Origin of the sequence: Selenomonas sp. WCT3 (genome assembly GCA_900100835.1) — a bacterium.
Taxonomy (GTDB): domain Bacteria; phylum Bacillota; class Negativicutes; order Selenomonadales; family Selenomonadaceae; genus Selenomonas_A; species Selenomonas_A ruminantium_E.
On sequence record FNCM01000006.1, the window covers coordinates 46,400 to 60,381 of the forward strand.

General features: G+C 43.8%; 12 protein-coding genes. 1 reads left to right on the plus strand and 11 read right to left on the minus strand.

The window, feature by feature from the left end:
• The 11 genes from ruvB to dcuC form a co-directional block, all read right to left on the minus strand.
• The gene (gene ruvB / locus BLQ36_RS07050; RefSeq protein ID WP_074515023.1) at positions 1–1,005 is read right to left on the minus strand and encodes a Holliday junction branch migration DNA helicase RuvB; all 1,005 of its coding nucleotides are present in this window, start codon (positions 1,003–1,005) and stop codon (positions 1–3) included.
• Positions 1,006–1,043: 38 nt separating this feature from the next.
• Complete coding sequence (gene ruvA, locus BLQ36_RS07055; RefSeq protein WP_074514895.1) at positions 1,044–1,643, minus strand: Holliday junction branch migration protein RuvA; 600 nt, start codon at positions 1,641–1,643, stop codon at positions 1,044–1,046.
• Positions 1,644–2,738: 1,095 nt separating this feature from the next.
• Positions 2,739–3,173 carry a hypothetical protein gene (locus BLQ36_RS07060; RefSeq protein ID WP_143558697.1) on the minus strand — a complete coding sequence of 145 codons (435 nt, stop codon included), beginning with the start codon at positions 3,171–3,173 and terminating at the stop codon, positions 2,739–2,741.
• Positions 3,151–4,377 (minus strand): hypothetical protein, encoded by a 1,227-nt coding sequence (locus tag BLQ36_RS07065; protein WP_074514898.1) that lies wholly within the window; start codon positions 4,375–4,377, stop codon positions 3,151–3,153. Before BLQ36_RS07065 ends, BLQ36_RS07060 begins: the two co-directional genes overlap by 23 nt.
• A gap of 79 nt (positions 4,378–4,456) precedes the next feature.
• Positions 4,457–4,717 (minus strand): DUF4268 domain-containing protein, encoded by a 261-nt coding sequence (locus BLQ36_RS07070; protein ID WP_074514900.1) that lies wholly within the window; start codon positions 4,715–4,717, stop codon positions 4,457–4,459.
• A gap of 38 nt (positions 4,718–4,755) precedes the next feature.
• Positions 4,756–5,970 (minus strand): IS256 family transposase, encoded by a 1,215-nt coding sequence (locus BLQ36_RS07075; protein WP_074514901.1) that lies wholly within the window; start codon positions 5,968–5,970, stop codon positions 4,756–4,758.
• Between the two features lie 311 nt (positions 5,971–6,281).
• Positions 6,282–8,015 carry an ATP-binding protein gene (locus tag BLQ36_RS07080; RefSeq protein ID WP_074514903.1) on the minus strand — a complete coding sequence of 578 codons (1,734 nt, stop codon included), beginning with the start codon at positions 8,013–8,015 and terminating at the stop codon, positions 6,282–6,284.
• Positions 8,016–8,039: 24 nt separating this feature from the next.
• Positions 8,040–9,098 carry an SIR2 family protein gene (locus tag BLQ36_RS07085; RefSeq protein WP_180364838.1) on the minus strand — a complete coding sequence of 353 codons (1,059 nt, stop codon included), beginning with the start codon at positions 9,096–9,098 and terminating at the stop codon, positions 8,040–8,042.
• A 320-nt stretch (positions 9,099–9,418) separates the two neighbouring features.
• Entirely contained in the window at positions 9,419–10,648 is a 1,230-nt protein-coding gene (locus BLQ36_RS07090; RefSeq protein ID WP_074514905.1) for a Zn-dependent hydrolase, read from the minus strand.
• Entirely contained in the window at positions 10,645–11,961 is a 1,317-nt protein-coding gene (locus BLQ36_RS07095; protein ID WP_074515026.1) for an amidohydrolase, read from the minus strand. Before BLQ36_RS07095 ends, BLQ36_RS07090 begins: the two co-directional genes overlap by 4 nt.
• A 77-nt stretch (positions 11,962–12,038) precedes the next feature.
• Positions 12,039–13,301 (minus strand): C4-dicarboxylate transporter DcuC, encoded by a 1,263-nt coding sequence (gene dcuC / locus BLQ36_RS07100; protein ID WP_074514907.1) that lies wholly within the window; start codon positions 13,299–13,301, stop codon positions 12,039–12,041.
• A 202-nt stretch (positions 13,302–13,503) separates the two neighbouring features.
• Between dcuC and BLQ36_RS07105 the strand changes: the two genes are divergently transcribed.
• On the plus strand, positions 13,504–13,959 hold the full coding sequence (locus BLQ36_RS07105; RefSeq protein WP_074514908.1) for a DUF441 domain-containing protein: 456 nt from the start codon (positions 13,504–13,506) through the stop codon (positions 13,957–13,959).
• Positions 13,960–13,982: the final 23 nt, after the last annotated feature.

The following is a 13,982-nucleotide window of genomic DNA, read 5'->3' on the forward strand; positions in this document are numbered from 1 at the left end:
TCACTCGGGATAGGCAATCCCCATATGCTCGTAGCCAGCCCGGGTGACCACGCGGCCCCGGGGCGTGCGGTTGACAAAGCCCAGCTGGATGAGGAACGGCTCATAGACGTCCTCAATCGTATCGGTGCTCTCGCTGATGGCCGCCGCCAACGTATCAAGACCCACGGGCCCGCCGCCGAACTTCTTGATCATCGTCGACAGCATGCGCCGGTCGGTATGGTCAAGACCAGCCTTATCGACTTCGAGCAGCGACAAAGCTTTATCCGCCAGTTCGTCGGTGATGACATCCTGCCCCTCGTACTGTGCCACATCGCGCACGCGTTTTAACAAGCGGTTGGCAATACGCGGCGTCCCGCGCGAACGGCGCGCAATCTCCAGCGCCCCGCGATCCTCGATAGGGATTTCCAGAATCTCCGCCGCCCGCTTGATGATGTTTACGAGCGCCTCGGGCGTATAATATTCGAGGCGCGAAATGATGCCAAAGCGGTCACGCAGCGGTGCCGCCAGTGACCCCGCCTTCGTCGTCGCACCGATAAGCGTAAAGGGAGCAATGTCGAGGCGGATTGAACGGGCGCTGGGCCCCTTGCCGATGATGATATCGAGAGCGAAGTCCTCCATGGCCGAGTAGAGAACCTCCTCGACACTGCGGGACAAGCGGTGGATCTCATCGATAAAGAGCACATCGTGCTCCTGAAGATTCGTCAGAAGCGCCGCCAAATCGCCCTGCCGCTCGATGGCCGGCCCCGAAGTCTGGCGGAAATTCACACCCATTTCATTGGCAATGATGCCCGCAAGCGTCGTCTTGCCAAGGCCCGGCGGGCCGTATAACAACACATGGTCGAGAGCATCACCGCGGTTCATGGCCGCCTTGATGAAGATGTCAAGATTCTTCTTGGCCTTGTCCTGACCGATATACTCACTTAACTTGCGCGGGCGGAGGCTGTACTGCCAATCATCGGCACGCTGCTCATCCATCGCCACGATGCGGCCGTCGTCAATATCCATATCGTAAAAATCTTCTTCTGCCAAGCCTCAGCCCCCCTTTAGAATTTATTCAGCTGCTTGAGTGCCAGCTTGATGATTTCTTCCGTCGTCTTGCACTTCGTCGCTTTTTTCAGCACCGGCGCAATCTCTGCCTGGCTATAGCCCAGCGCCATAAGTGCCGCCTGGGCCTCGCTAATGATATCATCACCCACAGCGCCTTCCATATCCAGCGTCAAGACTTCATCCACATCGCTGGTCGCAAATCCAACTTTATCCTTGAGCTCCAGGATCAAACGCTCCGCCGACTTCTTGCCAATGCCTGGCAGCTTCGTCAGCACCGTAGCCTGCTTATTCTGGATTGCCTTGCAAAGGCCCTCCACCGTAATCGACGACAGAATCCCCAGCGCCACCTTCGGGCCAATGCCCGACACGCCAATCAGCAGCTGGAAAACATCGTACTCATCCTCACTGGCAAAACCATAAAGCGTAATGCCATCCTGATAGACATTCATATAGGTAAAGAGCTGCGTCTCTTCCTTCAACCGCAGCTTACTGCGCGTAGAACCGGCCACAAATATCCGATACCCCACGCCATTCACATCGAGCAAGCAGTAGTCCGCCTTAAGCGCCGCCACCTGCCCCCGCAAAAATCCAATCATCGAAAGGTTCACTCCAATAAAAGAAAACTTGTAACCTTATTAGTATAGCATAATTGAGTATTCTCCTACAACTCGGTGCTAGATGATACACATTTTACCACAAAAAGTTCCCCACCTACTGACACGATTGACATAATCAAAAACCCGACCATCCGGCCGGGCCTTCGCTCTGGTAGCTATTCAGAGCATTCGTGCTGTTGCTGCGTCACTGCCAATTCAGCCACTTGCAGATGTAGTAGCTGATTACACCTGCTACAACCGACAGAAAAAGGTAATAAATATCATCGAACAACGAGCTCACCTCCCTTCACTACGGTAAGGGATATGATCCGCAGCATGCTTTATTTATATTATCGTTGCTAAATTATCAAGATATGATATAATGGTTGTAGCTAAAGGTAATAAATATCGAGCAATGAGCGAAGCCCCTTGGAGTAGCTACCAAGGGGCTTTTCTTATACCTATGAACGGTCAACGCATGTCATCGTGTGCGCTGGCCGCTTTTTCTTTGCTTGAATATATAGCAATGGAGTGATTAGCTGTCATCATATAAAACAGCTCAGTCCCATCCTTGACAAGTCAAATTGACTTGTCAGATTTTGCAAAATTTTTCCCGCAACCACAAAAGCACTCCCATTTTGGTATAATATGAGTTTTCCTTTCCATTCGGCCTCTTCGATTACATCCAACCAACCGGATACTCCCCGCAATGACTGCGACAGCACATATTCCCATCTCCCTATATAATGCTCTTTGTCTCTTTTAGAGCATAGGTATTTGTCCGGTTCATCCCCACATGCGTGGGGCATACACTAGCAAAATAGCTTAACTACGCCAATTTCACTTTCAAAATCCTTGCTATGTGTCTTCCTCAATCATATTCACAATTCACAAAAAAATCAATTATAAATTGTGGTATGCGATATATCCTTCATCCTCTCGCTCATACACTCCACTTTACCACTAATTTTGATACAAGATAACGATGCACCCCCTCGGTGGGGATTTTGCACCCCTTTGCTAATATATTTATTGTTAATAAGGTAAAAATTTTGCAAACGGTGTATGCTACAGACTCATTTGCACTGGGATATGTCATACTATAGCTGACAACACATCGCTACTATCACCATCTATACAGATTGAACGTATGCGTATCTTTTCCGGGCATATTGCCTCATCAAAGTTCAGACAGGCATAAACAGCCTGAGGATTTTCCGCAGTCATTGCCCAGAAAGGATACTTGATAATCATGGGCGTATTGGCACCTACACCAATTTCCCAAAAGAGAATTTTCCGGCCTTCATGGGCGCTGAGATAAGCCACATAGCGGTCTGCCGCCGCCTGCCAGCCAGCATCCTCTACAAAAGTATCATCTGCCCGCAGATTCATGGCAACAGGGCCGCCATCATCCGGGCAAACCGGTATAAGTTCCTGCGGAATACGCAAGGAAAGCCGTCCATCCTGCGGCACTTGAAACCTGCCCTGCCCATCTTTAATAATTTCATCACTCATCATAGCTAAGATCAAACAACATAACTCTCATTTTCACTAATTGCCCTGGATGAGAATTCGAGATATACACACACTCAAATTCATTCTTATCCAGTTCCCTTAAGGATCGCATATTCTCAAAATTATTAAGTGCGTCTTTTGCTTTTTCAAGCACTTTAATAAAGTCTTTTTGTCTTACAAATACAATCAAAGCAGTCTTACAATCTCTCCATGTAAGATAGCCATCCAGCTGGTCAACCGCATCTGTTAATGCCTTAGCTCCCTTCCATATTTTACATTCAGCAACAAAAGCTGCTCTATTTTCTTGCTCTATGCAAATATCAGTTTTTCCTTTTCGTCTAAACGTTTCTCCTGTCGCTGTGCCTTTGTATGTAGCGTTTAATGTTGCAAGAAGAGTATTTCTCAAATCTTCTTCCTGCATAGATTTGTATGATTCTGGTGTTCTCTCATATGTAGATAAAGTATGCTTTAATGTACTAAGAACATCTTTGTAATCCGAATCAGAAACATTGTAATAAGATTCACTATCATATTTATGCGCTATTGGAACAATTTTTCTCTCTAAAGGGACATGTTTTCGAGCATATTCCTTCTTTTCTATCGGAACTTCAAACATCTGCGCTATATTGTAAAATGATTGTACTTTACTTTTTCTTGTTGTAATTGCTTCGCTAATGTATCTTCTAAGGCTATTATTAAAGGTGTTTACATCAGAATTAGCAAATCCCAATCCCTGTTTTACATCATCTAGCTCATCTTTGACTGCAGCTAGCAACCTATCTTTAGCTCCATCTCCATTCATTTCATTTAGAGCTCTTTCTGCCTTAATGATTAAATATCCATTATGTAGCGTTATCTCCGGATATCCACCTAATGAAAATGTTGAAGCCTGGCACTTAAACAAAACATCATCGCCAGAATACGGATAAAAAAAGCTTGCTATAATTCCATCAACATCTACGTATTCCTTATCATACTCAGTCCTAAAGAATGGATCTATGTATTTCCTTATTTTGCCCTGAACTATACTTCTCTTTTCAAAATCTTCCTCTTCAACTGTAACTGGTTCAATATAAAATTCTTGATACAAATTATCCGTCAGAACATCTAGGTGATTTGCCATAACCTCTTCATTTGAAAGCTTATCTATTTTCTCATTTATAGCTTTATATTGATTTCCCAACACATTTCTTAATTCATAATCCTTAAACGGTTTCATTATACTTAAGTACCTTCTCACTCTTTCTAAACATTTGAATACTCCCCTTCAAAAGACTCTCACGCAAGAATTATATCTATTAAATACTCTTCTTTGCGGCGCCTAATCTGTCATGAAGTGCATCATAAAATCTTGGCATGGTATCGCACTGGAATTTAATCATTTTGTCCCAATCAGCTCTATCTTTAACATTGACTCCTTCCAGACGAGCAGATATACGGCAAGACTTCTTCTCATCCAGCCTTTCCCAAAACAAATCAGCGCCAAAATCTTTTTCTATATCCGCTTTCTTCGCAAATAATGCATCAAATATCCCCTTATTTTCTGTCTGATCTCCCACATTTATTGTCAGCTGACAATCAGCATATGAGGTTGCAGCTATGAATTCAAAAACACTACCTTGCCCCAGTTACGAATTGGCATAGTCCATTTCTTGGTGGCCTCGAACGTTGCTAGATACAATGCCTTCAGTAATGCCTGTTGACTAGGGAAAACGCTTCGCTGGCTGTTCAGACGGCGATATGAGGAATTCAGGCTCTCAATGGCGTTGGTCGTGTAAAAGGCTGTACGGACGTCTGTTGAGAACTTGAATATCGGCGTTATTACATCCCAGTTGTCAAACCAGCGCTTCATTGCCGCCGGATAATGGGGCGTCCATTTTTTGTCCACTTCCTCCAGCCGCTTAACGGCAGCTTTCTCATCAGGGGCGGTATAGATGGTACGAAGATCTTTGGCAAAATTTTTCATATCCTTGTTGGCGACATATTTCAGTGTATTGCGCACCATATGGACTATGCAGCGCTGGTGCTCCGTTTTCGGAAATGCTGCAGAAATGGCCTCTTTCAGGCCAGTAAGCCCATCCAAATAGAGAATAAGAATATCCCTTACGCCACGGTTCTTGAGGCTGTTCAGGACGCCCAGCCAGTATTTACTGCTCTCATTTTCGCCCACTTCAATCGTAAGGACTTCCTTGCGGCCATCTTCGTTTATCCCCATTACGACATACGCAGCTAGCTTAGTAATCATATTGTCATGCCTTACGGAAAAGTGGATGGCATCAATAAAAATAATGGAGTATATACTGGAAAGCGGTCGGCTCTGCCATTCCTCAATCTGAGGCAGGATTTTATCGGTAACATCGGATATGAATCCCTCTGAAGCCTCGAAGCCGTAAATGTCTTCTAAAGTTCCAGAGATCTGTCTGGTGGTCATGCCTTTGGCATACATAGAGATAATTTTCTCGTCAATGGCGGAAATATCCTTCTGCCGCTTCTTAACTACCTGGGGCTGAAAGGAGGATTGGCGATCCTGCGGGACATCAATCTGAAAGCTACCATAACTGCTGTTGACACGCTTGTTTTTGTATCCGTTGCGGGAATTCTCACTATCGGAGCGTTCAGACTTACTGTAGCCCAGATGCTCATCCATTTCCGTTTCCATCATTTGCTTGATGGTACCGCCCAGCAAGTCTTTCAAGGCATCTTGGATATCAGTAGCGCTCTCGATGTTGTACTCTTGGAACAGCTGCTGGATGATGGCTCGCTTGCCATCGGTCATTTCTACTTTGTGAATCTCTTTTTTCTGTCTTGCCATGATAAAAGGCCTATGATTTGATTATAGTTTATCATAGAAGACCTTATATTTTCGGGGAAAGTTAATTTACAAAGATTTTTTCATACTCTCAAAAATTCTCATTTTACGTTGTACTAAATCTTGACATAGGACCACTTGCTTGTAAGATTATAAAAAAGCTCACTCCAGTTTTCCTCGCTCCAAGCGTAAGCCCTTTGGAAGAAAGGAATATCATAATAGCTAGGTATTGCTAAAAAATAAAACGATTTTTCTTCTGCCCTCATAAACAACAACTTTCTCTCTACAATAATATTGAAATAAGATACATGGTCTTATTTTCTTGACTGTTTAATCATATTTTTTATTGCATTATCAATATCAAAGACTGTATCCTTTCTATCATTCCATCTATCCCAAAAATTAATTGTAGAACTGATGGGTTCTTCTTGTGGTTTATTAAGCAAAATTTTCACCGGCAACTTAATCGCATCACCTACAGCAATGCACTCACCCACATCCAAATTTGGTAACGTATCCACGATTCCCACCAATGAATCAGTTAGCATTGCTGAAACAGCCGATTTGTCACGATCATTTGTGATTTTAAGACTTATAATGTTATTGCATTGTGAAATAATAGTAGTATTTAATTCAGCAGGTCTCTGAGATACAATCACAAGGGCCACTCCATACTTTCGTCCTTCTTTCGATATTTTTTCAAATATTTCTAAAGATTTCTTTTCTACAGCTTTCATCTTTGATGTATCATTTGCCATGTATATATGCGCTTCATCACAAACAATTGCCAAAGGGTGCCTTGTCTGATTTGTTTCAGGGCTCATCCAAAATTGAATATCATAGATAATTCTTGTAACAATTCCTATCACTATCGGAAGCATATCAGCAGGAACTTCGGACAAATCAATAACTTTTACTTTCTTTCCAGAATCAGCGCCTATTATTCGATCAGCAAATATTTTTAAATATGAATCTTTTTGTGTATCAGTTTCGTCAAAAACAAAACCATATTTCTTATCGTCCATTTTTGTTTGCAGTCTCATAATGAGATTAGTAAGTTTACCATTATATTGCCCTTTTTTTGTCTTTGGTTGACCCTTGTTATCTCCTGTTTTATAAACTTCTCCAGTTTCATCTTCGCGTAAATCTTCTTTTTCCAAATAATCTTTTAATTCATGCGCTGAAAAAGGAACAGGCGTATCCGCAGTAACAATCTCTGAAGATATTCCCGACATATTATTTTCAATATATTGTTTCTTGCTTCTTAATATGTAATCAATAACCGCAGCTCTCTGATTTGTAGAAGTTCCCTCAGAAGATTCAATAAAAAGTGAATGTATTTCCTCATAATTAAAAAACCAAAGAGGGATATGAAGTCCTCCATTTTCATCAGTGATCTTAATTTGTTCAGCATAGCTTAACTGTGTATATTCTCCATGCAAATCATAAACAACAATATTGGTATACGGCAGCTTATTTGCCTTCTCCAATATATTAGCCACAGTAAATGACTTTCCACTGCCCGTACTTCCAACAATACAAGCATGTCTTTGGAAAAATTTATTACCATCCAAAATAGCTGCAACGTCGCTATTGCTAGCATACTTTCCAATAACCAACTTTTCTTCTGTATCTGCTGACTCATTATCAAGAGAATTCATTATTATTGCTAACGCATCACCCTCAGCAAGATACGCATCACTGTTTATTTCAGGGTATGTATTAATTGCCCTTTTAAAAATATTTTTTCTCTTCGCTCCCAGTTTAATAAAAAAAGTACCTACCATGGTCACATTACATAGATTTACAGAAGATATTTCATCTTCTAGATTTTCATCATCTTCAAAACCATCAATTCTCTTTTTTGTAACTTTAGTAATAATACCTATCAGCTTCTCATCTGCATTATTTCCCTCCATTACAATCATGTCATTTATTTTGAGACGATTAAGAATGTCTTCTTCTTCAACCTCAACCGTTATTTTCTTTGTATCAACATTAACAACTTTTCCAACCGTAGTTATTAAGCACTCTGTAAGTTTTTCCATTATTCTCCTCCATATTTTCAAGCATTATCCTAAAAACACGTCAGCAAAGACATCCATATTCCATAGACTCTTATCTATTTCGATTTGTTCTCCTTTATAGATCATAAAATTTTTGGAATCTTTTTGAAAAAAAGCGGTAACCATATGATTATTTTTAGCTTTTTCCAAAACCTCTTCTTTTATATCTTTTGAAAGAATCAATACATTTTTCTTAGTATTCTGATATAATACCGTATTAAAGTGTGTATCATTAAAGCCATATCCATAAATCAACAAAGAATATGGCTCATTCATTTCGGATATCAGCTCATTAAAATCTTCACGCATAATTCTAAATGTATTATTTGTCATTCCAGCTTCATATTTTGGACCTCCAGGAGCTATTATTTCAATGTCATCTCTGTGCTTCCACAAATAAGCTAAATCATTAATAAGTAGTTCTCCATTACTATTACTAATCCAATTTATTGATCCATGCGGTTTAAATAATCTTATGCAACAATTGCACATTCTGTAATAATCTTTTTTTTTCAGTATTAGAGGCTCGAATCTTTGAAATATCTCTCCTGAAAATCCTGTAATGACCTGTATTCCGCACTTATCGCACAATGTTTCTATCACTCTGTCGTAATTAGGAGTCATAATATCAATTACCCCATGATTAACACTTACCGTAGACTTCAAATATGTAAGTAGTTTCTCAAATCCACTAGATTTTTGATATATATCCAATAACTTTGGCCATTCTTTACGTAGAATAAAGCCCGCTGTAATTTTACGTATTTCATCAATAAGTTTCTGTTCATCTGATGACAGTGTCTTAAGGCCTTCTTCTAAACCATTATCATTGATATCCTTCTCTCTTCTAATCCAGGCATTCTTTATATCATCATCCTTATGAAACCCAAGTTTTGACTTTAGTTCTTCAGATAATTCCCACATCCCAGGAATACCATATGATGCCGATAAGCCCGTACCAACAATAAGTTTAGGCATATTATTCTTGGATAAAACATTATTTTTTATAGTAATAACAGCATCATTAAATTCATCACTATCACACGTAATTTTTCGATAATCCACAAACAATTTCCTCCCATACATTTTATTTATGATAAAAAATCACATAATAATTTGCAACAATAACAATCGCCTTACTTGCCTAAATCCGGATCTGCAAGTGCCTTCATAAACGCTTCTATATCTATTGGCGGCAAATGTTCCATTACCTTGTCTCAACCAAGAAATAGCAGCAAATGTAAAGATACTATTCGTATTATATTTTCCCCATTTCAAGTAATATCATACCACTTTTTTTGAACGATCTCCACCACTCGCGAAAAGCCAACGACCAACTCCTCCATAATAAGATAGTTGGGCTTTGTTTTTTCAACTAATCACGATTATTCATTTGCCGTAAGCCATATAGCCTTTTCTAATAGCTTTGCCGCCGTCACTATATCACGCATCTCTGCATATTCGTCTGGATGATGGCTGATTCCGCCTTTGCAGGGGATAAAGAGCATCCCAGTAGCGGTATAGTCCGTCCAATGCATAGCATCATGGCCAGCACCACTTGGCATTGTGATATAGGGCACATGCTGTTGCTCACAGATTTCCATCAAGAAGTCTACGACTTTTTTTTGCATCACGGCCGGTTTATCCTGGCTGATCGTTTCGATTTTTGCCTGCACTTTGCGTTTCTGGCAAATTTTCATGATCTGGTCTTCTACGGCTGTTGTTACTTGTGCCTTCGCCTTTTCCGAAATGCTACGGATATCTATCCCCAGCTGCACATTTCCGGGGACTACATTCATGACATTCGGGATGTTATTCACTACCCCCACAGTCCCCACTACCGGCGTTTCTGTGTAATCAGTTGCCAGTCTTTCCACTGCCAGGATTATCTCGGATGCGGCACACATTGCATCCTGCCGCAGGCCCATAGGCGTTGCCCCGCTATGGTCTGCATGACCGGCTAACAGAACCTTGAGTCTCGTCGGTGCCGCGATTCCCGTTACGATGCCAATCCTTTTCTGCTTGCTTTCCAGCACCTTTCCCTGCTCGATATGAACTTCGTAATATGCCTTCAGCGGCCTGTCATATTTGGCCTCGTGAATCTTTTCGGGCTCCAGGTCATTCTCCTGCAACACCTCATATAAGATTTTGCCGTTTTTGTCCTTGAGCCGTCTCAAATCGTCAACACTCAACATGCCGCGCATCGCTTTGCTGCCCAATGTGGCAGCACCAAAGCGGCTGGATTCCTCACATTGGAAGGCAACGATTTCCAGCGGATGCTTGGGGAGCTTTCCCTGCTCATGCAAGCTCCGCACTGCCTCAATAGCCGTCAGGATTCCCACGATACCATCATAATTCCCGCCCTGAGGAACGCTGTCACAATGGGAGCCCGACATAACGGCAGGCAGATCATCTTCCCGTCCTGGATAATGACCAATCAAATTGCCGAAAGCATCCTGCCTTACGGTAAGTCCAGCAGCAACCATAAGGCTTTTGACATAAGCGCGCCCCTCTCGATCCTCAGCGGTAAACGCCAAACGGTTGATGCCCTTGCCTGGCGCTGTAATCTCCTTCAGCTTGGCGAATTGTTCTTCCAATCGGTTTCTGCTTATCATATTTCTTCTCCCTGCAAAAGTAACGATACTGCTGAGTATGCCAGCATGTTCGCGGCATATCCCATAGCCTTTTCATCAAAGTCAAAGGACGAATCATGATGCCCTGCGGCTAAATCCGCCCCAATCATCATATAGGCGGCCTTTCCACCATGATTCTGCACGCGCTCCATAAAATAAGAAAAATCTTCACTGGCACCAAAATCCCGTTGACCAGCTACGGTCGTAAAGATATCAAGCTCCTTTGCCTTCGTTTCCAAGAACGCCGCTAATTCCGGACTATTACTCCCGCCAGCTGCGCCACCAGTCTTTTCTATCTGCACATCAACATCATACATAGCTGCCGCAGCTTTTATGATCCTTAGTGCTTCCTGCTCTATAAAGCTATTGATTTCGCTGCTGGCGCCTCTAGTCTCAATCGCCATAAAGGCCTTATCGGCTACGACATTGCGGCCACTGCCAGCTATGAGTTTCCCCACATTGATACGGGATGCTCCGTGAGAATGCCGCGGGATAGCATGCAGGTTCAGCGCTGCGCAGGCAGCTGCCAGCAAGGCATTTTTCCCCTGCTCTGGGGCCGCTCCGGCATGGGCAGGTTTTCCGACAAAATGAATATCGTATTTACTCGTAGCTAGGAACCCCGTTACGTTGCAGGCAATCGTGCCAGTATGTTTCATCTGGAAACCGAAATGCGCCCCCAGCATAAAATTCACGTCGTCCACATCATCATTTTCCACCATTGCTCTAGCCCCACGGACGCCTTCTTCTGCTGGCTGAAAGACAAGTTTTATGGTTCCCTTCAGCTTGTCCTGCTGGGCGACGAGAATCTCGGCCACAGCCAGGCCGACTGTGGTATGACCATCGTGACCACAGGCATGCATAGCCTGGCCGTGCAGAGAGCAGAATCCTTCTTGTTGCGGGAAATGATTGCTAGCCCTGGATTCCTGCACGTCGTTTGCGTCCATATCAAAACGCAAGGCAACCACTGGGCCATCCTCGCTGAATTTCTTCACAGCCACTATGCCCGTAAGGCCTCCAGTCATTTGCATGAGCCATTCTTTTTTCGCCCCTTCTTTTTCAGCACGCTGCATCTCTTCTGCCAGTTTTTCTGCAGATGGTACCCCCATCATCATATTGCGATCAATAGCCGCCTCTCCGAGTTTTAGTTCATATCCAAGCTCAGATAGCCGCTCAGCCACTAGTGATGCAGTGCGAAACTCTGTCCAGCCCGGCTCTGGATGCTTATGTATATCACGACGGCAGGATACCATTTTCCCTTGCATGTCTTTTACTGCAGTCTTTATCGCTTCTATCATCGTCTGCATGGTGATGCCTCCTATAACGCCAAAGAAACGGTCAAACCAATATCGACCGTTTCTCACTGTTTATTTTCTTAAAACAATAACACAATCATGCCCGTAGCCAGTGCCGCAAGTATCGGCAGACCATTGCGTTTCGTTATCTCAATCGGGTTCACGCCTGCAATACCAGCACAAATAATCGTTGCGCCAGCAATCGGCGAAATCGTGCGGCCCAGTGTTCCGCCCAAAGTCGCCATGGAACCCATCTGCAACGAGGTCAAGCCGAAATCAGCAGCATGCGGCGTAATGGCCTCATTGAAAGCAAAAGTAGCCGCATCACCAGAACCTGTTACCAAGCCCAGCAAGAAGGGTCCTACCGCCGCACAGAGTTTCACAATGGCAGGGTTATCCACCATGGCGGAGATAAAGGCCTTGACGAGGCCAATGGAGGTAAGACCAGCGACAAAGACACCAGCAGAAATGATGATACCGATAATCGAGCCATAAGCCTTGCCCATGCCTTCAAAAAAGGCTTTTCCTAAATCCGAGGGATTGGCCCGCGTCACAGCAATCGTGACAATCGCACCGATAATCATGGCATGCGGAACGCCCATTTTCAGAGCTGGTATCAGCCCCGTAGAACCAGCCAGCAAAATCAAGATTGGCAAAACTGGCATAAGTGCATAAAGGGGCTTAACATGGAAATCTTCCTCAATTTCCAGGCCTTCTGCCACATAACCCTTATCCTCTTTGAGGAAACGAGCCACTAAAGAGATACCGATCGTAGCCACGAGCAGCGAGGCTAAATTGGCAAGCATCTGGAATGAGATGACTTCCATGACATCGACCCCGGCGATTTTGGCGACAAAGGGGTTGTGCGCAAGGCCCGGATTCAACATGCTGCCATAGGTACCGCATTTGACGGCGGCAGCAGCCAGGGCCGGATGAACGCCAATGGACATGAGCAGCGGGATAAATATCGCACCAGCAGCGGCTGCCGTTCCCGCAGCACTTGGCAAGGCGATATTGACCAGATAGGTGCCGACTACCACGCCCGGTATCACGACCATACGGCCCTTGACTAGCACTTTTGCCATCGCATTGATCAGATGCTTATCACAACCCGTAAACTTGACAGCCATCGCAAAGCCCATAACTGAGCAGACTGCCTGGATGAGTCCGCTATTGGTCATGCTTTTGGCAAAGGCGTTAAGCGCTGCCATAGGAACACCGCCTATGCAGCACATCGCGATACCAGAACCTATCAAAACAATTCTGGCATCATACTTTTTGATCAAAAGATACACGGCCAAGCATGTTATCAGCACACCAGCCGCCCACATGAGTTCAACCATTCCCTGCACCTCCAAATTCTAAATTTACACGATAATTAAAAAATGTTACTAATCAAGCATACCTTGTGAAAAAATATGTGTCAATATGTAAAGTGATTGTATACATTATATTAATAATCGTGTTTTGTAATAGTAAAACAGTTTCCATATCCCCCATATCCGTGTATAATGATATAGTAATTCACAAAAGGAGCTGAACGATTTGTATATTGAATATATCACCTTAGGCACGGTACTGCTGCTCAGTTATATCGGCCATAATATGACGGTCTTTTATGCGACAGCCATTGTATTGGGTCTGAAGATCCTTGGCCTTACGACGGCACTCAATGCCTTGGGTTCCCAGGGGCTCAACTGGGGCATCATCATCTTGACGGCGGCAATCCTGGTGCCGATTGCCAATGGCACGATCACGATCCAGACCATGCTCGATGCCTTCCGCACCCATGCGGGAATCATCGCTATCGTGGCCGGTCTTTTGGCCGCAGTGGCTGGCGGCGGCGGCGTTGAACTTTTGCAGAACAGCCCTGATGTCATCCCGGCGCTCATCATCGGCACCATGGCTGGCGTCCTGCTGTTCCACGGCGTAGCGGTCGGCCCGCTCATTGCTGGCGGCCTTACGTATTTTGTCCTTTGGATTTTAAAGGCTGTTCACTGATAGAAATAAAAACGGAGTCTCCT

What these genes read in the sequence shown, in the direction of transcription:
- BLQ36_RS07095 (WP_074515026.1), bottom strand. Translation starts at nt 11,961, where the DNA reads ATGATAGAAGCGATAAAGACTGCAGTAAAAGACATGCAAGGGAAAATG.
- ruvA (WP_074514895.1), bottom strand. Translation starts at nt 1,643, where the DNA reads ATGATTGGATTTTTGCGGGGGCAGGTGGCGGCGCTTAAGGCGGACTAC.
- ruvB (WP_074515023.1), bottom strand. Translation starts at nt 1,005, where the DNA reads ATGGATATTGACGACGGCCGCATCGTGGCGATGGATGAGCAGCGTGCC.
- dcuC (WP_074514907.1), bottom strand. Translation starts at nt 13,301, where the DNA reads ATGGTTGAACTCATGTGGGCGGCTGGTGTGCTGATAACATGCTTGGCC.
- BLQ36_RS07080 (WP_074514903.1), bottom strand. Translation starts at nt 8,015, where the DNA reads ATGGAAAAACTTACAGAGTGCTTAATAACTACGGTTGGAAAAGTTGTT.
- BLQ36_RS07075 (WP_074514901.1), bottom strand. Translation starts at nt 5,970, where the DNA reads ATGGCAAGACAGAAAAAAGAGATTCACAAAGTAGAAATGACCGATGGC.
- BLQ36_RS07065 (WP_074514898.1), bottom strand. Translation starts at nt 4,377, where the DNA reads ATGAAACCGTTTAAGGATTATGAATTAAGAAATGTGTTGGGAAATCAA.
- BLQ36_RS07090 (WP_074514905.1), bottom strand. Translation starts at nt 10,648, where the DNA reads ATGATAAGCAGAAACCGATTGGAAGAACAATTCGCCAAGCTGAAGGAG.